20 protein-coding genes and 2 pseudogenes are annotated in these 20,242 nt (G+C 58.5%); 11 read left to right on the forward strand and 11 right to left on the reverse strand.

Going from position 1 to position 20,242, the window contains the following annotated elements; translation table 11 throughout:
• Positions 1-26: 26 nt before the first annotated feature.
• Together ELB75_RS01500 and ELB75_RS01505 are read left to right on the forward strand one after the other, a co-directional pair.
• Positions 27-326: a DUF6968 family protein gene (locus ELB75_RS01500; RefSeq protein WP_126982437.1), complete on the forward strand. Its 300-nt coding sequence runs from the start codon at positions 27-29 to the stop codon at positions 324-326.
• A 233-nt stretch (positions 327-559) separates the two neighbouring features.
• Positions 560-1,426 carry a DUF808 domain-containing protein gene (locus ELB75_RS01505; RefSeq protein ID WP_126982438.1) on the forward strand — a complete coding sequence of 289 codons (867 nt, stop codon included), beginning with the start codon at positions 560-562 and terminating at the stop codon, positions 1,424-1,426.
• A 314-nt stretch (positions 1,427-1,740) separates the two neighbouring features.
• Here ELB75_RS01505 and ELB75_RS13165 read toward each other — a convergent pair.
• From ELB75_RS13165 to putP, 3 genes and pseudogenes are all read right to left on the reverse strand, one after another.
• A pseudogene (locus ELB75_RS13165) lies at positions 1,741-1,944 on the reverse strand (L-glutamate gamma-semialdehyde dehydrogenase); the annotation flags it as partial.
• 83 nt (positions 1,945-2,027) lie between these two features.
• Positions 2,028-5,340, reverse strand: a pseudogene (gene putA, locus ELB75_RS01510) (bifunctional proline dehydrogenase/L-glutamate gamma-semialdehyde dehydrogenase PutA); the annotation flags it as partial.
• Between the two features lie 273 nt (positions 5,341-5,613).
• Positions 5,614-7,131: a sodium/proline symporter PutP gene (putP, locus tag ELB75_RS01515; protein ID WP_126982440.1), complete on the reverse strand. Its 1,518-nt coding sequence runs from the start codon at positions 7,129-7,131 to the stop codon at positions 5,614-5,616.
• Between the two features lie 592 nt (positions 7,132-7,723).
• Between putP and ELB75_RS01520 the strand changes: the two genes are divergently transcribed.
• The 4 genes from ELB75_RS01520 to ELB75_RS01535 are packed head-to-tail and all read left to right on the forward strand — an operon-like array spanning position 7,724 to position 9,737.
• The gene (locus ELB75_RS01520; protein ID WP_126982441.1) at positions 7,724-8,272 is read left to right on the forward strand and encodes a KdsC family phosphatase; all 549 of its coding nucleotides are present in this window, start codon (positions 7,724-7,726) and stop codon (positions 8,270-8,272) included.
• On the forward strand, positions 8,269-8,850 hold the full coding sequence (gene lptC / locus ELB75_RS01525) for an LPS export ABC transporter periplasmic protein LptC (RefSeq protein WP_126982442.1): 582 nt from the start codon (positions 8,269-8,271) through the stop codon (positions 8,848-8,850). Before ELB75_RS01520 ends, lptC begins: the two co-directional genes overlap by 4 nt.
• Positions 8,828-9,346, forward strand: coding sequence for a lipopolysaccharide transport periplasmic protein LptA (gene lptA / locus ELB75_RS01530; protein WP_126982443.1), 519 nt, complete (start codon positions 8,828-8,830; stop codon positions 9,344-9,346). Before lptC ends, lptA begins: the two co-directional genes overlap by 23 nt.
• A gap of 10 nt (positions 9,347-9,356) precedes the next feature.
• Positions 9,357-9,737 carry an MmcQ/YjbR family DNA-binding protein gene (locus ELB75_RS01535; protein ID WP_126982444.1) on the forward strand — a complete coding sequence of 127 codons (381 nt, stop codon included), beginning with the start codon at positions 9,357-9,359 and terminating at the stop codon, positions 9,735-9,737.
• Between the two features lie 29 nt (positions 9,738-9,766).
• Here ELB75_RS01535 and ELB75_RS12975 read toward each other — a convergent pair whose 3' ends face one another.
• Positions 9,767-9,901 (reverse strand): hypothetical protein, encoded by a 135-nt coding sequence (locus ELB75_RS12975; protein WP_277600824.1) that lies wholly within the window; start codon positions 9,899-9,901, stop codon positions 9,767-9,769.
• On the opposite strand from ELB75_RS12975, the gene ELB75_RS01540 reads away from it, so the two are divergent.
• From ELB75_RS01540 to hpf, 4 genes are all read left to right on the forward strand, one after another.
• Positions 9,900-10,256, forward strand: a complete 357-nt coding sequence (locus tag ELB75_RS01540; RefSeq protein WP_126982445.1) for a protease inhibitor I9 family protein — start codon at positions 9,900-9,902, stop codon at positions 10,254-10,256. The two genes, ELB75_RS12975 and ELB75_RS01540, sit on opposite strands and share 2 nt — an antisense overlap.
• A gap of 79 nt (positions 10,257-10,335) precedes the next feature.
• A complete protein-coding gene (lptB, locus tag ELB75_RS01545; RefSeq protein WP_126982446.1) occupies positions 10,336-11,070 on the forward strand; it encodes an LPS export ABC transporter ATP-binding protein in 735 nt (244 codons plus the stop codon).
• A gap of 18 nt (positions 11,071-11,088) precedes the next feature.
• Complete coding sequence (rpoN, locus tag ELB75_RS01550) at positions 11,089-12,459, forward strand: RNA polymerase factor sigma-54 (protein ID WP_126982447.1); 1,371 nt, start codon at positions 11,089-11,091, stop codon at positions 12,457-12,459.
• 43 nt (positions 12,460-12,502) lie between these two features.
• On the forward strand, positions 12,503-12,823 hold the full coding sequence (hpf, locus tag ELB75_RS01555) for a ribosome hibernation-promoting factor, HPF/YfiA family (protein WP_126982448.1): 321 nt from the start codon (positions 12,503-12,505) through the stop codon (positions 12,821-12,823).
• 238 nt (positions 12,824-13,061) lie between these two features.
• On the opposite strand, the gene ELB75_RS01560 is transcribed toward hpf, so the two are convergent.
• The gene (locus ELB75_RS01560) at positions 13,062-13,421 is read right to left on the reverse strand and encodes a hypothetical protein (RefSeq protein ID WP_126982449.1); all 360 of its coding nucleotides are present in this window, start codon (positions 13,419-13,421) and stop codon (positions 13,062-13,064) included.
• A gap of 192 nt (positions 13,422-13,613) precedes the next feature.
• Here ELB75_RS01560 and ELB75_RS01565 point away from each other — a divergent pair, with 192 nt between their 5' ends.
• Complete coding sequence (locus ELB75_RS01565) at positions 13,614-14,795, forward strand: phosphoglycerate kinase (RefSeq protein ID WP_126982450.1); 1,182 nt, start codon at positions 13,614-13,616, stop codon at positions 14,793-14,795.
• A 406-nt stretch (positions 14,796-15,201) separates the two neighbouring features.
• Here ELB75_RS01565 and ELB75_RS01570 read toward each other — a convergent pair whose 3' ends face one another.
• The 6 genes from ELB75_RS01570 to ELB75_RS01595 all read right to left on the reverse strand — a co-directional run bounded on the left by ELB75_RS01570 (position 15,202) and on the right by ELB75_RS01595 (position 19,957).
• On the reverse strand, positions 15,202-15,672 hold the full coding sequence (locus ELB75_RS01570) for a hypothetical protein (protein ID WP_126982451.1): 471 nt from the start codon (positions 15,670-15,672) through the stop codon (positions 15,202-15,204).
• Between the two features lie 262 nt (positions 15,673-15,934).
• Positions 15,935-16,729 (reverse strand): 3'-5' exonuclease, encoded by a 795-nt coding sequence (locus tag ELB75_RS01575; protein WP_126982452.1) that lies wholly within the window; start codon positions 16,727-16,729, stop codon positions 15,935-15,937.
• A gap of 198 nt (positions 16,730-16,927) precedes the next feature.
• Positions 16,928-17,821: a cysteine ABC transporter substrate-binding protein gene (locus ELB75_RS01580; RefSeq protein ID WP_126982453.1), complete on the reverse strand. Its 894-nt coding sequence runs from the start codon at positions 17,819-17,821 to the stop codon at positions 16,928-16,930.
• Positions 17,822-17,900: 79 nt separating this feature from the next.
• Entirely contained in the window at positions 17,901-18,638 is a 738-nt protein-coding gene (locus ELB75_RS01585; protein ID WP_126982454.1) for an amino acid ABC transporter ATP-binding protein, read from the reverse strand.
• A 1-nt stretch (position 18,639) separates the two neighbouring features.
• Complete coding sequence (locus ELB75_RS01590; protein ID WP_126982455.1) at positions 18,640-19,308, reverse strand: amino acid ABC transporter permease; 669 nt, start codon at positions 19,306-19,308, stop codon at positions 18,640-18,642.
• Positions 19,298-19,957: an amino acid ABC transporter permease gene (locus ELB75_RS01595; protein WP_126982456.1), complete on the reverse strand. Its 660-nt coding sequence runs from the start codon at positions 19,955-19,957 to the stop codon at positions 19,298-19,300. The genes ELB75_RS01590 and ELB75_RS01595 overlap by 11 nt, the downstream gene beginning before the upstream one ends.
• Positions 19,958-20,242 lie beyond the last annotated feature (285 nt).

Raw genomic sequence — 20,242 nt, forward strand, 5'->3', positions numbered from 1 at the left:
TGCCAACGTGCCCGTATGGTGAATGTATGCATAGAATCATAGGATACAGAGAATTACGTACAGGAAATGGCGAACTTGTTGAGATTACCTTGTATCAGCCCTTTTTTTCCGACGAATACAAAGCATATATTTGCCAATATAAAATAAGCAAACAGGATTATTTGGATGAGGGCAGGGTAATCGGTGAAGATATGCTGCAAGCTATTTATTTAGCCATGATCAAACTCGGTGTCATCCTGTCTCACACAGATTATTGGAAAAAGGAAAATTTATCTTGGTATGGGGACAAAAATCTTGGGTTTCCCTTACCCGATCATTTAAACTAACGAGTAGCAACTGCATTTTTAACCCCGTCGGGCAAAAATTAAGCACGGGGCAAAGCAGCAAGCCGCAGGCAGTGCGGCAAGGCGAGCCGACGCCGTATGAGGAAATAAGCACTTTGGCTATAATGCCGCCGTATTCTGGCTTAACACACCCAAAAACAACAGCATCACGATTTTCAGGTAGCCTTCCTCCATGTCCAAAAGGCTACCTGAAATTTATATCACAAGGATTCAAAATGGTTTTCTCCTCCCTCCTCACCCTGCTCGACGACATAGCCTCCGTGCTCGACGACGTGGCCTTGATGACCAAAGTGGCCGCCAAAAAAACCGCCGGCGTGGTGGGCGACGATTTGGCGCTCAATGCCAACCAGGTAACCGGCGTGCGCGCCGACCGCGAGCTGCCTATCGTGTGGGCGGTGGCCAAGGGCTCACTGGTGAACAAGCTGATTCTGATTCCCGCCGCCCTGCTGCTTTCCGTGTTCGCGCCCGCGCTGATTACGCCGCTTTTAATGCTCGGCGGCGGCTATTTGTGTTTCGAAGGCGTGGAAAAACTGCTGCACAAGCTGATGCACCGCCGCGACGGCAGCGCCCACAGCGTGCCCGACGAATTGATAGACGAAAACGCCAAAATCAAAGGCGCCATCCGTACCGACTTCATCCTCTCTGCCGAAATCGTCATCATTGCCCTGGGCGTGGTGGCCGAATCCAGTCTTACCACCCAAATCATCAGCCTGCTGCTCATCGGCATCGGGCTCACCATATTTGTGTACGGCATCGTGGCGGTGATTGTGAAGGCCGACGACTTCGGCTTCGCCCTGATGCGCCGCCCGGCCACCGCTGCGGTTGGCAAAGCCATTATTTTGTTTATGCCGTGGTTTATGCGCGGCGTCAGCATCGTGGGTACGCTGGCCATGTTCCTCGTGGGTGGCGGCATTTTTGCCCACAATTGGGGCGCGCTGCACCATTGGCTGAACGAACACCACTGGGACAGCGGCCTCACCGGCACACTCGCCTACCTAATCACCGGCCTCGTCGTGGGCGCGGTTGCCTGCACGGTGGTGTTGCCGCTGATGAAGCTGTGGGAAAAGCGTCGGCAGGATTGAGTTGGCGCGTAGCGCAACGAAAGGCTACCTGAAAGCGCAGCTTCAACGCAGTCAAAACGCAACGCAGCAAAGTTCCTGCGAAGCTAAAAGTTTCAGGTAGCCTTTTTCTTATCTACGCACGATAGGCCGGATACTTAACATCGAGCAAAGCATTTGATATTTTCAAGATGGTGAATGAAACCTGCATTGGTTTGCCTAGCCGTTCTAGCAGTACTGACTGCGGCTTGCCGTCTTGCCCCATTCCCATTTAAGCAGTAATAAAGGCTACCTGAAACTTTTCAGGTAGCCTTTTTCTTGTCTCTATAAGCGCTGGTTTAATCGCCTGCGGCCATCAGGTGGGCGTTGCCGCCGGCGGCGGTGGTGTTGATGCTGCAGGAGGTTTCTTCAAACAGCTGCAGCACGTCCACGCCGTGTTGGGCGTTGATGATGCGCACCAGTGCGCCGTCGCTGCCGGCCAGTGTCTGTTTGATTTCCACCGGCAATTCTTCCAGGGCAACCACGTGGCTGATGCCGGCGGAAGCGGGCGTGGCGGAGGTTTCCAGCAGGTCGGAAGCCTGTTCGGCGTAGGCGACCAAGGGATGCTGGTCGGACACGAGGGCGGTGATGCCGGAGCCGGCGAGCTCAATCCAGGCGGCGAAGGCTTGCGGCAGGCTGCCGCCGTAGAGCCACACACGTTTGGGCGCCTGCCAGCTCAATACGTTGTGTTCGCCGGTGGGACCACGCAACACTTGCTCGGCCTGGCGCAGGGTGTGTACGCGGGCGCGGCCGAGGCTGCCGGCCAGGTCCAGCTTCTGCTCTTGGGTGAGCGGCAGGCTTTGCAGCAGGCTTTGCAGGCGGTTGAGCGCGTCTTCGTCGGCCTGGCCGCTGCGGGTGAGCGGGGGCGTGCGCCAGCTGTTGAGGCGGCTGAGGCGTTGCAGGTAGAAGGGGCCGCCGGCTTTGGGGCCGGTGCCGGAGAGGCCATGGCCGCCGAAGGGCTGCACGCCCACCACGGCACCGACGATATTGCGGTTCACATAAAGGTTGCCGGCTTCGATGCGGCGGCGGATGTGTTCCACCGTGCCATCGATGCGGCTGTGGATACCGCCGGTGAGGGCGTAGCCTTTGGCGTTGATTTGGTCGATGAGCTGGTCGAGCTCGTCGGCACGGTAGCGAATAACGTGCAGGATCGGGCCGAACACTTCGCGCTGCAAGTCGTTCAAATTGTTCAATTCAAACAGGGTAGGCGCGATGAAGGTGGCGTTATCGGCATTTTCAGGTAGCCTGATTTGATGGCTGGATTTGGCGATGCCTTTCATGCGGTCGATGTGGCTTTGCAGATTGGCCTGCGCTTCGGCATCGATTACCGGGCCGATATCGGTGCTCAGCTCGGCGGGGTTACCCACGCGCAATTCGTCCATCGCGCCGCGAATCATGTTCACCATACGGTCGGCCACGTCTTCCTGCACGCACAAAATACGCAGGGCGGAGCAGCGCTGGCCGGCGCTGTCGAAGGCGGAGGCGAGCACGTCGGCGCACACTTGCTCGGCCAGCGCGGTGCTGTCCACAATCATGGCGTTTTGGCCGCCGGTTTCGGCGATCAGCACGGGCTGGCCACTGCGGCGGGCGAGCGATTGGTTAATGAGGCGGGCCACTTCGGTGGAGCCGGTGAACACCACGCCGTTGATGCGTTCGTCCTGCGTGAGGGCGGCGCCCACGTCGCCCGCGCCGAGCACAAGCTGCAACACGTTGCGCGGAATGCCGGCTTCGTGCATTAGCTGCACGGCACGGTAGGTGATCAGGCTGGTTTGTTCGGCGGGTTTGGCCACCACGGTGTTGCCTGCGGCCAATGCGGCCACCACTTCGCCGGTGAAGATGGCCAGCGGGAAGTTCCACGGGCTGATGGTAACGATGGTGCCCACGCCCTGGCTGTTTTCAGGTAGCGTGTGTTCGGCTTCGTCGGCGTAGTAGCGGCAGAAATCCACGGCTTCGCGCACTTCGGCGATGGCGTTGTTCAGCGTTTTGCCGGCTTCGCGCACGGCCAAGGCCATCAGCTCGGGCATGTGCGCTTCCATCAGGTCGGCCAAGCGGCGCAGCATGTTGGCGCGTTCGGCGGCGGAAACGGCGGCCCAGCTGCTTTCGGCGGCTTTGGCGGCGGCGATGATTTCCGGCATGGCAGAGGCTTCCACGAAGGCGGCACTGCCCACCACTTCGCTGTGGTCGGCCGGATTGCGCACTTCATGCGCGGCCTGGGTTGGGGCGGCCGCGGCCAAAAGCGGCACGGCCTGCACCGGCGCGGCGGCTACGGCATTCATGGCGGCCTGCAGTTCCTGCAGCGTGTTTTCGTTGCTCAGGTCGAGGCCTTGCGAATTGAGGCGTTCTCCGCCATACAGATTGCGCGGCAGCGGCAGGCTGGCGTTGGGATGGATGCCTTGTTCGGCGATGGTGTCGAAGGGGCTGCGGATGAGGGTGTCGATGCTGATGTTTTCATCCACAATCTGGTTGACAAACGAGGTGTTCGCGCCGTTTTCCAGCAGGCGGCGCACCAGGTAGGCCAGCAGGGTTTCGTGCGTGCCCACCGGCGCATACACGCGCACGTGCCGCCCCAAGTTTTGCGGGCCGACCACTTGGTCGTACAGGGTTTCGCCCATGCCGTGCAGGCATTGGTGTTCGAATTGTTTGCCTTTGCCCATCTGGTAAATCGCGGCCAGGGTATAGGCGTTGTGGGTGGCGAATTGCGGGAATACGGCGTCTTGCGCGTCGAGCAGTTTGCGCGCGCAGGCCAGGTAGGAAATGTCGGTGTGGACTTTGCGGGTGTAGGTGGGGTAGCCGTCCAAGCCGTCCACTTGCGCCCATTTGATTTCGCTGTCCCAATACGCGCCTTTCACCAGGCGGATCATCAGCTTCTGATTGTTGCGGCGGGCGAGGTCGATTAAATAATCGATTACGAAGGGGCAGCGTTTCTGATAAGCCTGCACCACGAAGCCGATGCCGTGGTAACCGGCCAGGTCGGGGTCGGAAACCAGGGCTTCCATCAAATCGAGCGAGAGTTCGAGGCGGTTGGCTTCTTCGGCGTCGATGTTGATACCGATATCGTATTTTTTGCCGAGCAGGAACAATTCTTTCAGGCGCGGCAGCAACTCGCCCATCACGCGGCCGTGTTGGGCGCGGGAATAGCGCGGGTGGATGGCGGAGAGTTTGACGGAAATGCCGTTGCCTTCATAAATGCCTTTGCCGGCGGCATCTTGGCCGATGGCGTGGATGGCGTTGACGTAGTCTTGATAATAGCGTTCGGCATCGGCTTCGGTCATGGCGGCTTCGCCGAGCATATCGAAGGAATAGAGATAGCCGAGTTTTTCGCGCTCTTTGCCGTTTTTCAAGGCTTCTTCGATAGTTTGGCCGGTAACGAACTGTTTGCCGAGCATGCGCATGGCGTAGTCTACGCCTTTGAGGATGAGCGGCTCGCCGCCTTTGCTCACGATGCGGGTGAGCGCGTTGCCGAGGCTCTGGCCGCTGGGGGCTGCAGCCAGTTTGCCGGTAACCAGCAAGCCCCAGGCGGCAGCATTTACAAATAAAGAGGGGCTGTTGCCGAGGTGGCTTTTCCAGTCGCCGCCGGAGATTTTGTCGTGGATGAGTTTGTTGCGGGTGGCTTTATCGGGAATACGCAGCAGGGCTTCGGCCAAACACATCAGGGCGATGCCTTCTTCGCTGGAAAGGGAAAACTCGTGCATCAATGCGTCCACCCCGCTGGCGCGGCGGCGCTCTTCGCGCACCTGCTTCACCAGCCGGCGGGCGAGCCGGTCGGCGGCGGTACGCTCGTCTTGGCTCATCTGGGCGCGTTCGAGCATATCCTGCACGGCTTCAACTTCGTCGCGGCGGTAGGCATCGGTAACGGCTTGGCGCAGGTTGGTTTGTTGGGGATGGGCGAATTGGAACATGGTTGGTCTCCGTGGTTGGTGGGGCTGCCCGATAAACCGCTTTTTCAGGTAGCCTCTGTTTCGTTATGGATGGCTGCTTGGTTGGAACTTCGATAATACGGAATCATAAACCAAACTGCGGATAATGTGAAAAAATGTTTGGTAGGGGTAGGGCTCGGTTAATCGATTAAGGGCTACCTGAAAAGGCCGGAGCAGCTTCAGGTAGCCTTTATTCCGTTTGATACAGGCTTAAAGAGGCTACCTGAAAATTTTCAGGTAGCCTCTTGCCGCCCTTTATTTCGCGGCGCGGTAATCCGCATCGGCTTTTTCGAAGCGTTGGCAGATTTCCTCGGCAGGCGCTTTGCCAATCAGCGACACGGCCACGGCAGTCAGGCCGCAGGCGATGAAGCCGGGGATGATTTCATACAGCGTGGCCATGCCGGCGTTGGCCAGCGCAGGATTCACCACCTGCACCCACAGCACCACCACGGCCGCCCCGGCAATCATGCCAGCCAATGCGCCGTTGGCGGTCATGCGCTTCCAGAACAGGGAAAGGATCACGATGGGGCCGAATGCCGCGCCGAAGCCGGCCCAGGCAAATTCCACCAGTTGCAGCACTTTGCTTTCGGGGTCGGCAGCAATCAGGATGGCGATAACGGCTACGGCCAGCACCATGATGCGGCCGATCCACACCAATTCTTTCTGCGGCGCGTTCGGGCGCAGGAAGCCTTTGTAGAAGTCTTCGGTGATGGCGCTGGAGCACACCAAAAGCTGGCAAGACAAAGTAGACATCACGGCAGCCAGAATCGCGCTCAAAATCACGCCGGCAATCCACGGGTTAAACAACAGGGTGGACAAGGCGATGAATACGCGCTCGTGGTTGCCCTGCATGGCAGCGGCTTGCTCGGGATGGGCGCCGAAGTAGGCAATGCCGAAATAGCCCACGGCCACTGCACCGCCCAAGCACAAAATCATCCAAGTCATGCCGATGCGGCGCGCGCCCACCAGCGATTTCACGCTTTCGGCAGCCATGAAGCGCGCCAGAATGTGCGGCTGGCCGAAGTAGCCCAAGCCCCAGGCAGCAGTGGAAATGATGCCGATGAAAGTCGTGCCGTGCAGCAGGCTGCCGTATTCCTTACCGCTGGTAGCGGCAGCAGTTTGGATGATGGCGGAAACTTCATCTGCCCCGCCCGCACCCAAATACACCATCACCGGCGTGAGCAGCAGGGCGAAAATCATCAGTGTGGCCTGCACAGTGTCTGTCCAGCTCACCGCCAAGAAGCCGCCGATAAAGGTGTAGGCGATGGTGGCGCCCGCGCCCAACCACATGGCGCTGGTGTAGCTCATGCCGGTAAACAGGCTTTGGAACAGGCGGGCACCGGCCACAATGCCGCTGGCGCAGTAAATGGTGAAGAAAAACAGAATGATGAATGCGGAAATCACCTTCATTGCCTGCCCCTGCGCGCCGAAGCGGTGGTGGAAATAATCGGGCAGGGTGAGCGCGTTGTTGTTGTATTCGGTGTGCACGCGCAGCCGCCCGGCCACCAAGAGCCAGTTGAGATACGCGCCGATAATCAGGCCGATGGCAATCCAAGATTTGCTCAGGCCGCTTAGATACACTGCGCCAGGCAGGCCCATCAGCAGCCAGCCGGACATATCCGAAGCCCCGGCCGACATGGCGGTAACAAACGGGCCCAGGCTGCGGCCGCCGAGGATATAGTCGTCGAAATTGCGGGTGGAGAAATAGGCCGCGAGGCCGATTAACAGAACGGCAACCAGATAGATGCCGAAGGTGATATACATCGGGTTCATGTGCTGCTCCTTCTTATTTTCTTTGATTTTCCTGGCCGCCCCGGGGCGGTTTGACGGTGTATCGCTAAAACACCTATTCCTTCCTGCCGTGTCGGCTTGCCTCGCCATGTTGCCTGTACTGTCTTCGGCTCGCCGCCTGGTAGGAAAAATAAGTACTTCAGCTACGGCCGCCTGCTACAAAAGTGGGCAACCTGGTTTTGCTTATACTTGAAAACAACAGAATAAGTCAATATGCGTAAAGAGACTTGCAAATAACTATTAGAAGTAGAACAAAATAAACCAAATCAAAAAAGAGAAAGCTAGCTGCAAGCGTAGGCTGCGACGGAGCGAAAACGAGATTGCAAGCTGCTTACTGCGGGAGCGGGCCGTGCAAGCAAATGTAAAGCCAAAGAGGCTACCTGAAAAGATATTTGTCATATTTATCAGTATGTTAATATATTTCTAATCCCAAAAAGGCTACCTGAAAACGTAAAACTGTTTTCAGGTAGCCTTTCCTTTGTCCGGCCGTGCCAAGCAAAAACCGTGCCGAACGGGTTTGTGCCCGTGCTAGGGCATGTTATCATTAGCCTAATTCGAAATTGAGATTGCCCGCATGAGCCCTATTCTGCCCGAATTGCCCGAATACCTGCGCCGCCGCGCCACCGAAATCAAACTGCTGATTATGGACGTGGACGGCGTGCTCACCGACGGCCGCATCTTCATCCGTGACAACGGCGAAGAAATCAAAGCCTTCCACACGCTCGATGGGCACGGCATCAAAATGCTGCACCAATGCGGCGTGCAAACCGCCATCATCACCGGCCGCGACGCCCCCTCGGTGGCTGTGCGCGCCAAACAGCTCGGCATCCACCACTACTTCAAAGGCATCAGCGACAAACGCGCGGCCTACGCCGAATTGCGCGAAACCGCCGGTGTGGCCGAACACGAATGCGCCTACATCGGCGACGATGTGGTGGATTTGCCCGTGATGGTGCGCTGCGGCCTGCCTGCTGCTGTGCCTGAAGCGCACGAATGGGTATTGCAACACGCCGCCTACATCACCCGCCGCCCGGCCGGCGCCGGCGCCGTGCGCGAATTGTGCGAAGTCATCATGCAGGCCAAAGGCTACCTGAAAACCGCTTGGGAGCAATACACAGAATGATTAAACGATTCGGCGGCTGGTGGTTTCCGCTGGTGTTGGCACTCGCGCTCGGCGGCGTGAGCTTTTGGCTCGACCGCATCAGCCAGCTAGAAACCGAAGAAACCCCGCTCGATCCGCACGAGCCGCAATACCAGATTTTCGGCATCCGAGGCCGCCGCTTCGCTGCCGACGGCAGCCTGGCTCAGCAGCTCACCGCCACCCGCGCCTGGCAGTTTCCCAACCGCCAAGACGGCTATTTGGCCGAACCCAACGTAATGTTTTCGCAAGGCGGGCAGATGGTGTACCGCATCACTGCCGACCAAGCGCACTATATCGGCAGAGAAAACCAAGTGGTATTTGAGAAAAACGTGGTGTTCGACAAACCCGCCATGAACGGCCAGCCCGCCGGCCGCCTCGAAACCGACAGCCTCACCGTCAACACCCAAACCCAAACCGCCCAAACCCAAGATTTGGTGAACTATCAATACGGCGCCTCCCACGGCACCGCCCAAGGCATGACCTACAACCACAAACAAGGATTGCTCAACCTCTCCTCCCGCATTAAGGCCGTGATTTATGACCCCAAACAACAGCATTAAACCCGCCCGCGCCCTCCTCCTCGCTGCCGCCCTGCTATTGCCCGCCGCGGCTTCTGCGCTTACCTCCGACCGCAACCAGCCCATCCAAATCGAAGCCGACCAAGGCTCGCTCGACCAAGGCAACCGCAGCACCGAATTTTCCGGCAACGTGGTTATCCAGCAGGGCACCATGTATATCCGCGCCGCCAAGGTGCGCGTGGTGAAAGCCGCCGACGGCGCGCAAACCATGACCGCCTCCGGCAGCCCGGTACACTTCGGCCAGCAGCTCGACCGCCAAGGCACCGTGAAAGGCCAGGCCGCCCGCGTGGAATACCAATCCGCCACCGGCATCGTGAAACTCAGCGGCGGCGCCAAGCTCGAACGCGGCGGCGACCGGGCCAGCGGCGACACCATTACCTACAACACCCGCACCGAAGTTTATACCGTGCTGGGCGGCAGCCGCAGCAACGCCAACAAAGGCCGCGTGAGCATCACCATCCAGCCGCAGCAGAAATAACGGAGGCGGGATGAAGGCCGAAACCCTGTTTGCCGAAATGGCCGAACGCTACCGCGCCGCGCCCGACCATCCCTTTTCCCGCTTCCCCGAATACGCCGTATTCCGCCACAGCGGCAGCCGCAAATGGTTTGGCGTGTACCTGCCCGTGCCGGCGGAAAAGCTCGGGCGCACTCCCGGCCGCACCGTGCATCTGCTCAACGTAAAATGCCGCCCCGAGCACATCGGCGCCATGCGCGCTCAAACCGGCATCCTGCCCGCCTACCACATGAGCAAAGCACACTGGCTGAGCATCGAACTGGAACAGGCCGACGACGCGCTCATCCGCCAACTGATTGACGACAGCTTCCGCCTCACGCAGGGCAAAGCCAAGATTAGGAAACAGGCTACCTGAAAGCCTGCGATACCGGTTTCAGGTAGCCTTTAAACGGTTTCAGGCAGCCCACATTTGAGGCTACCTGAAAAATAAAACGCTTTTTGCATCACTGAACAGGATGTTTCAGGTAGCCCCACGCCGCACAGGCACAGGCTACCTGAAACCGAAAACCAAGCAACCATGAATATCCGCGTCTTCCTCCCAGCCTGCCTGGCCATGCTTACCGCCTGTGCCGCCCCGCAGCCTGCCGCCACCGCCGCGCCAAGTGCACTCAGCACCCAGCCGGAACAGCAAGCCGCCGACCGCGTGCTGATTGTGTTATACGACCCCGCCGTCGGCGCGGAGCCGCTGCTTCAGGCCGTGCGCAAAATGCAGGCCGAGCTGGTGTACCGTTATACAAACATCAACGGCATCGCCGCCCGCATCCCGCCGCAGCAGGAGATGGCGCAGGCCATCCGCCGCTTGGAGCGCGTGCCGGGCGTGCTGCAGGTGCGGCGCGACCAAATAATGCAGCTGCAAAACCCTGCTGCACATTGAAACCGCGCATGACAGCCCCATTTTCAGGTAGCCCCAACGCTGCCCGTGATACCGAACAAACACAAGGGAAAACCAAACCATGACCACACCGCACAGCCGCCTCAGCGTCAAACAGCTGCGCAAAAGCTTCAAACAGCGCCAAGTGGTGCAGGATTTCTCGCTCGATATCGAAAGCGGCGAAGTGGTTGGCCTGCTCGGCCCCAACGGCGCGGGCAAAACCACCAGCTTTTATATGATTGTCGGCCTGGTGGCCGCCGATCACGGCACCATCCGGCTGGACGGCCACGAGCTGCGCCACATGACCGTGTATCAGCGCGCCCGCCTAGGCCTGGGCTATCTGCCGCAGGAAGCCTCGATTTTCCGCAAGATGACGGTGGAAGAAAACATCCGCGCCATCCTGCAATTGCACGAAACCGACCGCGACGCCATCGAAACGCACCTCAACGACCTGCTGGCCGACCTGAACATCACCCACCTGCGGCAAAGCCCCGCCCCCGCCCTCTCCGGTGGCGAACGGCGCCGCGTGGAAATCGCCCGCGTGCTGGCCATGAGCCCGCGTTTCATCCTGTTGGACGAGCCTTTCGCCGGCGTTGATCCGATTGCCGTAATCGACATTCAAAACATCATCAATTTCCTCAAACAGCGCGGCATCGGCGTGCTGATTACCGACCACAACGTGCGCGAAACCCTGCGCATCTGCGACCGAGCCTATATCATCAACAACGGCGCCGTGCTGGCCAGCGGCCGCCCCGAAGAATTGGTGGGTAACGAAGAAGTCCGCGCCGTGTATTTGGGCGAGAACTTCGATTACTAAGGTTTCAGGTAGCCTCACATGACCCAGCAATCCGTCAAACTCAAACTGCGCCAAACCCAGCAGCTCAATCAGAAGCAGCAGCAATCATTGCGCATTTTGCATATGTCGTCGCTGGAATTGGCCGAAGAAGTGGAAAGCTGGCTGGCCGACAACCCCCTGCTCGAACGGCCGGAACACGATCCGGCCGACAGCGGCGAGCCCGAACCCCATTATTCCGCCGCCCTGCCCGTTACCCGCAAAACCAACAGCATGGAAGAGGGCGACGTGTGGGAAACCGTGGCCGACGAAGCCGATTTCCGCCGCATGCTGCACGAGCAGGTATGCGAACACCCGCTAGACGAAGACCAGGCCGCCCGCGTACATTTGCTCATCGACTACCTTGACGATCAAGGCTACCTGAACGACAGCCTCACCGACATCGTGGAAAACTCCCCGCTGGAATGGATGCTCGATGAAGACGACATGGCCGAAGCCCTGCGCCATTTGCAGCAATTCGACCCCCCCGGCGTGGGCGCGCGCGATTTGGGCGAATCATTACTGCTCCAGCTGGCGCGTCGACAGCCGGACGACACCGTATTCTGCGCCGTGCAGCTGGTGAAGCACTTCCTGCCCGACATCGCCAAAAGCAGCCTGCCGCAGCAAGTGCGCAAAAAATTCCCCCAATACAGCGCCGCCACCATCGAAGCCGCCCAAGCCCTCGTTGCCTCCCTCAACCCCTTCCCCGCCTACGGCCTGTCCGGCTCCGGCCACACCGAATACGTCGATCCCGACGTATGGATCCACCCCGACCCCGAAACCGGCAAATGGACGGTGGGCATGTACCGCCAGGCCTGGCCGCAGGTGCAGCTCAATCAGGAATATTCCGACCTGCTCGCCGAATACGGCAGCGAAGCGCCGGAGTTGAAACAAAAGCTCAATGAGGCTAAAGTATTGCTAAGCTCGCTGGAGCAGCGCAAAAGCACCGTGTTGCGGCTGGCCGAAACCATTCTGGAGCGTCAGGCCGACTTCTTCTCCTTCGGCGCCATCGGCCTCGTGCCGCTCACCATTAAAGAAACCGCCGCCAACCTCGGCCTGGCCGAAAGCACCGTGTCCCGCGCCGTGAACCAAAAATATTTGGCTTGCCCGCAAGGCGTATTTCCGCTACGCTATTTTTTCAGCCAGGCAGCCGCCTACAGCAGCGAAGAAGACGGCGACGGCATCAGTGCCAACGCAGTGAAAGCCCTGATTGAGAGCCTGATTGCCGGCGAAGACAAACGCAAACCGCTCTCCGACCAAGCCATGTCCGATCGGCTCGCCCTGCAAGGCATCGTGCTCGCCAGGCGCACCGTGGCCAAATATCGCGAAGAACTCAATTTCCCGCCTGCGCACCAACGCAAGCAGAAAGCCTAGCTTGCCGCCGCGCGCAGCCAACCCACCTGTAAAGGAGTGAGCTATGAACCTGAAAATCAACGGAATCAACATCGAGGTTACCGAAGCCCTGAACGACTACATCAGCGGCAAACTCGAACGCATCGTCCGCCACAGCGACAACGTGATTTCCGCCACCGTGACCCTGTCGGTGGACAAACTGGTGCAGAAAGCAGAAGTGGATTGGCATATGGCCGGCAAAGACCTGCACCTCGACCAAACCGACAAAGATATGTACGCCGCCATCGACCTTTTGGTGGACAAACTCGACCGCGCCGTACTCAAACACAAAGAGAAAAAACAGCATCACCGCGCCGAACCCAGCGGCAAGGTGAGCATCGAATAAGCTTTGAACCGCCCGATCGGGCATAGATGAAGCAGGCTGAAAAGCCTGCTTTTTTACTATAGTGAATTAACAAAAACCAGTACGGCGTTGTCTCGCCTTGCCGTAACGTGTGTACTGTCTGCGGCTCGCCGCCTTGTCCTGATTTAAATTTAATCCACTATACTAGGGATGGGAGGATTGGAAAAGGCTACCTGAAAATCAAACTGCCGCAAACAGCAGAGCAGCTCCAGCTCCTAGATTATATGCAGGGTGAGAGCATAAAAATACTCAATACAACAATACCATACCAAACCAAGTACGCAAGAATAGGATAAAGGCAAACCAATAATAAAGCCTGTTTCCGGGTAGAAGGCCGCCCGCTTGCAGTTCGAACATCCCGAAAGATAAAAAATTGCCACAGCCATCCAACCAAAGCAGCCACCACGAACATAGCCGTCATCTCTACAAAACGGTACATTACCGCTGCGTTCACTGCCCCACGGCACGATTGGGTGACCCGATAGGCATTGGACAGCCAAAAGTATAAAACCAGCCCAAACCCCATGATCAACCACACAGGCATCAGCTGTGCAGGCGAAATACTGATTCTTTTGCCCATGGTACGCCCCATACGAAATAAATAAGCGAAATTATATACCTACAAAAATATAGAGGCTACCTGAAAACCAAACTGCCCCCATTTCACCCGTTTGCACCGCCCAACTGTTTATAAGATAATGGCGGCGTTTTATGCGGCTGGTACAGCCGCCCGATTTTTCCAACCAAATAACTGAAACCAAAAGAGATAACCATGTCTTTCCTCAAGCTCACCGAACAAAACGTGCGCGGCAAAACCGTGCTGATCCGTGCCGACCTGAACGTGCCGATTAAAGACGGCAAAATCGGCGACGATACCCGCATCCGCGCTTCACTCGCCTCCGTACGTTACTGCCTGGATAACGGCGCGGCCGTTATCCTGATGAGCCACCTCGGCCGTCCCACCGAGGGCGAGTTCAAGCCCGAAGACGACCTTGCGCCAGTGGCCTCGCATTTGGGCAGCCTGCTCGGCCTTACCGTGCCCGTGAGCAGCGATTGGCGGCAAAACCCGCCGCGCCCGCAGCCCGGCGAAGTGGTGATGCTGCAAAACGTGCGCGTGAACCAAGGCGAGAAGAAAAACAACGCCGAGCTCGGCCAGGCCTATGCCGCGCTGTGCGATATTTATGTGAACGATGCCTTCGGCACCGCGCACCGCGCCGAAGCCTCGCTGGTGGCCGTGGCCGAAGCCGCGCCCGTTGCCTGCGCCGGCATTTTGCTGGCCGCCGAATTGGACGCGCTGGGCAAGGCGCTGAAAAACCCCGCCCGCCCGCTGGTGGCGATTGTGGCCGGCAGCAAAGTGTCCACCAAGCTCACCATTCTCAACAGCCTGGTCGATAAAGTGGACCAGCTGATCGTGGGCGGCGGCATCGCCAACACCTTCCTGCTCGCCGCCGGGCAGCCCATCGGCAACTCCTTGGCCGAAGCCGACCTAGCCGCCGAAGCCCGCGCCGTGGCCGAAAAAATGGCGGCCAAGGGCGGCGCCGTGCCGCTGCCGCAAGACGTGGTATGCGCCAAAGCCTTTGCCGCCGATGCCGCTGCCGAAACCAAAGCCGTGGCCGAGGTGGCCGCAGACGACATGATTCTCGACATCGGCCCGCAATCCGCCGCCTCGCTTGCCGCTCTGCTGCGCGAAGCCGGCACGATTGTGTGGAACGGCCCGGTGGGCGTGTTTGAGTTTGACCGTTTCGCCGAAGGCACGCGCGTGATGGCCGAAGCCATCGCCGAAAGCCGCGCCTTCTCCATCGCCGGCGGCGGCGATACCCTGGCCGCCATCGCCAAATTCAGCATCGCCGACAAAATCAGTTACATCTCCACCGGCGGTGGCGCGTTCTTGGAGTTCCTAGAAAGCAAACAACTGCCCGGCGTGGCCATGCTGGAAAAACGCGCGGCGGGCTGATGCCGGTTTGAATGCTTGGGAAAAGGCTACCTGAAAACGGACCGAACCGATTTTCAGGTAGCCTTTTGTCTGACCGTTTCCGGCTAAATACCCGATGTATAGTGGATTAAATTCAAATCGGTACAGCGTTGTCTCGCCTTGCCGTACTATTTTATTTGTACTGTCTGCGGCTCGCCGCCTTGTCCTGATTTTTGTTAATCCACTATATAGCGAATGAACGAAAAACGCTTCGGCGTCGGACAGCTTTGCCCCCCTTTTATTTTGATCCGTGATCTTACCGGGAAGGCTACCTGAAAAACCAAACTGCGGCGGCATCCGAACGGGTAGCGGGCTGCCCGCCCTTGTTTATGGGCATTTTGCCAAGCCATACCTGCTTTCAGGCAGCCCCTTGCGGTATGGCGGCCTTTCAGCGTTTGCGCCGTTTGCCCTGTTTCGGCGGCTGCGCGGACGGGTGCGGCCGAAAGCACAACCGGCCGACAACATGCCAGATGCCGATTAGGGGCAAAGCACACAGCATGGCGGCCATGGGGGCGAGCAGCCAGGCATACCAAACCAGCGTGCCGAAATGCCGCCTGGCCAGGGCGAGAAACAGCAGCGTGAACAGGCCGATGAGGCCGGCAGCGAGTTTCAGATACCGTTTGAACGCGCTTTCCAGCACCCATTCAAGCAGAGCCTCGATGGGGAGGAAAACCAGGCGGAGCAGGAGTTCGGAGAGGAAGTCCATATTGCGGATCGGGGTGTGGCCGCCCCCGATAAGCAGGGGAAGGCGGCATGGGGCGGAAGTGGTTTTACGCGAAACCGGCCGCATCAAGGCCAGCTGAAATTGCAGCGGGCAGGCTGCGAGCCGTAATCCGGTGTTTGCAGGCACTGTCGGCATGCGGCGGCGAAATCGGGCTGCTCAGGTTTGTGGCCTTATCCGGCAGCGGATGGCGAAGGATAGAGGGTTATAGTGAATTAACAAAAAACAATACGGCGTTGGCTCGCCTTGCCGTAACGTGTGTACTGTCTGCGGCCCGCCGCCTTATCCTGATTTTTGTTAATCCGCTATACCTTCTGCCCGCCCTGCGGTTCGCCGACTGGTACATTTATTTTAATCCGCTATAAAGGCTACCTGAAATTTCAGGCAGCCTTTCGGCATTTCAGCGCCATGCGGCCAGGAATTCCTGCCAGTGCACTTTGCCTTCCTGGGTTTTCAGGTAGCCTTTGAGCCGGCGGATTTCCATTTCGTATTCGTCGGCATCGGCGGCGCCGCTCATCAGGCGGAAGCGCTGGAACATCAGGTAGGTGTTGGCGGCGTCGGTTTCGCAGTAGTCGCGGATTTCGCGCAGGCGGCCTTCGTGGAAGGCCTGCCACACTTTGCTGCCGTCCATGCCCAGCTTGCCGGGGAAGCCGCACAGCTTGGCCATGTCGTCTAGAGGCACGCTGGCGCGGGGCTGGTAGAGGGCGAGCAGGTCCATCAGGTCGCAATGGCGGTTGTGGTAGCGGTTGATGTAGTTGTTCCACTTGAAGTCGCGGCTGTCGCCGAAATCGCCCTCGCCGGTGTCCCAATAGCGGGCGGCGGAGAGGCCGTGAATCAGGGCGCGGTAGTGCAGCACGGGCAGGTCGAAGCCGCCGCCGTTCCAGCTCACCAGCTGCGGGGTGTGGTTTTCGATCAGCTCGAAAAATTTGGCGATGATGGTTTCTTCGCTATCGCCGATTTCGCCGATGGTGCCCACATGGATTTTGTCGCTGCCCCAGCGCATACAGCAGGAAATGGCCACCACCTGCTGCAAATGATAGGGCATGAAATCGCTGTCGTTGTGGGTGGCGCGGCGCTGCTGCTGCGCCCAAGCCACCACGTCGGCAGCGGGCGTGTCGGCGGGCAGGCCGTGCAGCAGGCGGATGCCGTTGGCATCGGGAACGGTTTCGATATCGAAGGCGAGGATGGGGGTCATGACGGGCGGCTTTGAGGGTGGGAACGGCATGGATTGTGGCACGAAGCGGGGGTTTCGCCAAGGCCGGTTATGGGTTTCAGGCGGCCTCTTGGCGTTTTGAGCAGGCTTTAGGCTACCTGAAAGCCGGTTTGCCGTATCAAACAAAAGGCTACCTGAATATTCAGGCAGCCTTTACTTCAACCGGATTGCCGAACCGTTTTATTTGGTCAGGATTTCCGCTTCTTTGTCGCCGTATACCGGGCGCAGGGTTTTTTCGTAGGCGGCGTGCAGGCGGCCGTCTTGTTTGATGGCGGCGATTTCCTGGTTCACCCAGTTGAGCAGGGATTGGTCACCTTTGCGCACGGCGGGGGCGATGTGTTCGGCCGGGCCGATGTTGCCGATGGCCACTTCAAAGTTGGGGTTTTCTTTAGCCCATGCCCATAACAACGCGTTATCGTGCGCCAATGCCACGCCGCGGCCGTCTTTCAGCGCATCGAAGGTTTCGGTGTTTTGGTCGAATTTCAATAGGTTGATGTTGGGGTGGTTTTTGGTGAAGTAGGCATCGGCGGTGGTGCCTTTGTTCACCAGCAGGGTTTTGCCTTCCAGCTGGGAAAGGTCGGTAATCGGCGCGCCTTTGGGGGAAACCACGCCCAAGGCCACGTTCATATAGGGGCTGGCGAAATCCACCACTTCGGCGCGTTCGGGCGTTTGGGTGAAGTTGGCGAGGATTAAATCCACTTTGCCGGAGCGCACGTATTCCACGCGGTTGGCGGCCTCGGTGAGTACGAATTCCACTTTGTCGGGGCTGCCGAGCAGGTCGTTGGCCAGATATTTGGCGATTTCTACATCGAAGCCTTGGCTTTTGCCGTTGGCGTCCACATAGCCGAAGGGGGGCTTGTCGCCGAACACGCCGATGCGGATTACGCCGCGCTCTTTGATTTTGGCCAGTGCGTCATCGCTGGCGGCGCCGGAAGCGGCGGAGGCGTTGGCTGCGTTGCTGCCGGAAGCGGGCTGTTCGCTGCTGCCCTGCGAGCCGCCGCCACCGCAGGCGGCCAGGCCGAAGCCGAGCACCACTGTGGCCAATAATGTTTTGAAAGATTGGTGTAACTGCATGATGTTTCCTTTTCTGTTAGAGGTAGGGTGAAACCGCCGTAAAGGCTACCTGAAAATACGGCAGTGGTTTTAAAACGGGTTAAATCGAATAGTCCATGCCGCTGAGGAATTGCTGGGCGCGGCCGCTTTCTGGTTTGGTGAAGAATTTGTCGGGCGTGCTCTCTTCGATGATGTGGCCTTGATCCATAAAGATAATCCGGTCGGCCACCTTGGCGGCGAATTCCATCTCGTGGGTAACGATGAGCATGCTCATGCCCTCGCGCGCCAGCTCCAGCACCACATCCAATACCTCGCGCACCATTTCCGGATCGAGCGCGGCGGTGATTTCATCCAGCAGGATCACTTCCGGGTTCATACACAGCGCGCGAACGATGGCGATGCGCTGCTTCTGCCCGCCGGAAAGCTCGCGCGGGAAGGCGGTTTTGCGGTTGAGCAAGCCCACGCGGGCCAGCAGCTTGTCGGCCTGTGCCTCCACTTCTTCACGGTGGCGCCCTTGCGCCTTCAATGGGCCGAGCAGGATATTGTCGATCACATTCATGTGGGCAAACAATTCATAGCTCTGAAACACCATGCCCACTTTCTGACGAGCGGTTTCCCACGGCACGTCTTTGCCGAATTCGCCCACGCCTTCCATTTCGATGCTGCCGCCCTGGTGCGGCTCCAAGCCGTTGATGCAGCGCAGCAGGGAACTTTTGCCGCTGCCCGACGGGCCCAAAATCACTACCACCTCGCCCTTCTCCAGGCTCAAATCCAAATCCTGCAGCACCACGGTATCGCCGTAGCCCTTGCGCAGGTGGCGCACGTTCAGCAAAGCCATATCAGCTCTCCCATTTCTTTTCCAAATAGCCCGCCAGCAGCGACAGCGGCCAGCAGCACAAGAAATACAGTATGAAAATCAGGCCGTACACCCAAAACGAAGCGTTCGGCATGGTGAGCAGCGAATTCTCGATAATCTGCTGCCCCACCTTCACCACTTCCACCACGCCGATCAAGGCGGCTAGCGAGCTGGTTTTCACCATACGCGTGAATAAGTTAATCGCCCCCGGCAGCGCCCGCTGCACGCTCTGCGGCAGCTCGATATACCAAAACACCTGCCACCGGTTCAGCCCCAGCGCCTTGGCCGATTCCACCTGATGCTTTTCAATCGATTCCAGCGCGCCGCGCACCAAATCGCCCATCTCGCCGGTGCCCCAAACCACAAACACCCAAATGCACACCCACACGCCGCTCAAATGGATGTCGGTCCAAGCCGAAAGCCCGAAATACAGCACAAACAGCCACACCAGAATCGGCACAATCCGCACCGTTTCCAAATACAGTGCACACACAAAGCGCACCAGCGGATGGCGCACCCGCATCAGCAGCCCGAACAGCGTGCCCAACACGCAGGAAAGCGCCACCGAAATCAACGAAATCTTCGCCGTGAGCCACAAGCCCTGCGCCAAACGCGCCGCATTCTGGCCGGCAAACAGCCATTCAAGCACCATATTTCGCCTCCCGCAGCCTTCTTTCCGCCCAACGCGCCAGCAGCGACACCGGCAGCAGAATAATCAGGTAGCTGATAAACAACAGCAGCAGCGCCTCATTGGTTTTATAGTCCATGCCGATGATGTCTTTGGTGACAAACATCAACTCCGCCACCGCCACCGCGCTCACCACCGAAGTTTCCTTAATCAGAAACAGCACATTCGCCCCGACCGCCGGCACAGCCACCGCCCAAGCCTGCGGCAGCACCACAAAACGGAACACCTGCCAGCGCGACAAACCAATCGCCTTAGCCGCCTCCACCTGCCCCTTGGGCACCGAAAGCAAACCCGCCCGCAGCGCCTCCGACATATAGCTCGCGCCCAAAAACACCAGCGCCAGGATGCCGCAGGTAAAGCCGTCCCACTTAATGCCCACCTTCGGCAGGCCGTAATACAGGAAAAACAGCTGGATCAGCAAAGGCGTGTTGCGCGAAAGCTCGATATACGCCCGCGCCGGCCAATACAGCGGCCGCACGCGGTAGGCCGTTACCACCGCCACCGCCAGCCCCAGCAGGAGCGACAGCGCAATGCTGTAGGCCGACAGCTTCAACGTAATCAGCGCGGCATCGGCAAACTTCGGCGCCACACGCCAAAAATAAGACCAGTTCATAATCAGGCAAAATTGAAAACAGGCGGCCATTATAGAAACCGCCGTGCGGCTTGAGAAAGAAGCATTGGCAATATGCTTAGAGGGAAAAGGCATAAGGCAAAAGAGGCTACCTGAAACCGTTTGGCCGGTTTTCAGGTAGCCTCTTTCACTGAAAGCAGCGCGCTGTATAATCCTTGTGGCTATCGATGGACAAGCCGTGTAAGTAGTTTGGAGATATCCAAGCGCAATAGAATCTGCGTTTCGACTGGGTAAGCATCCGAAGCACGCGTGGCAGTAAAAACCTGT

The organism is Eikenella corrodens, assembly GCF_003990355.1.
Taxonomy (GTDB): Bacteria; Pseudomonadota; Gammaproteobacteria; order Burkholderiales; family Neisseriaceae; genus Eikenella; species Eikenella corrodens_B.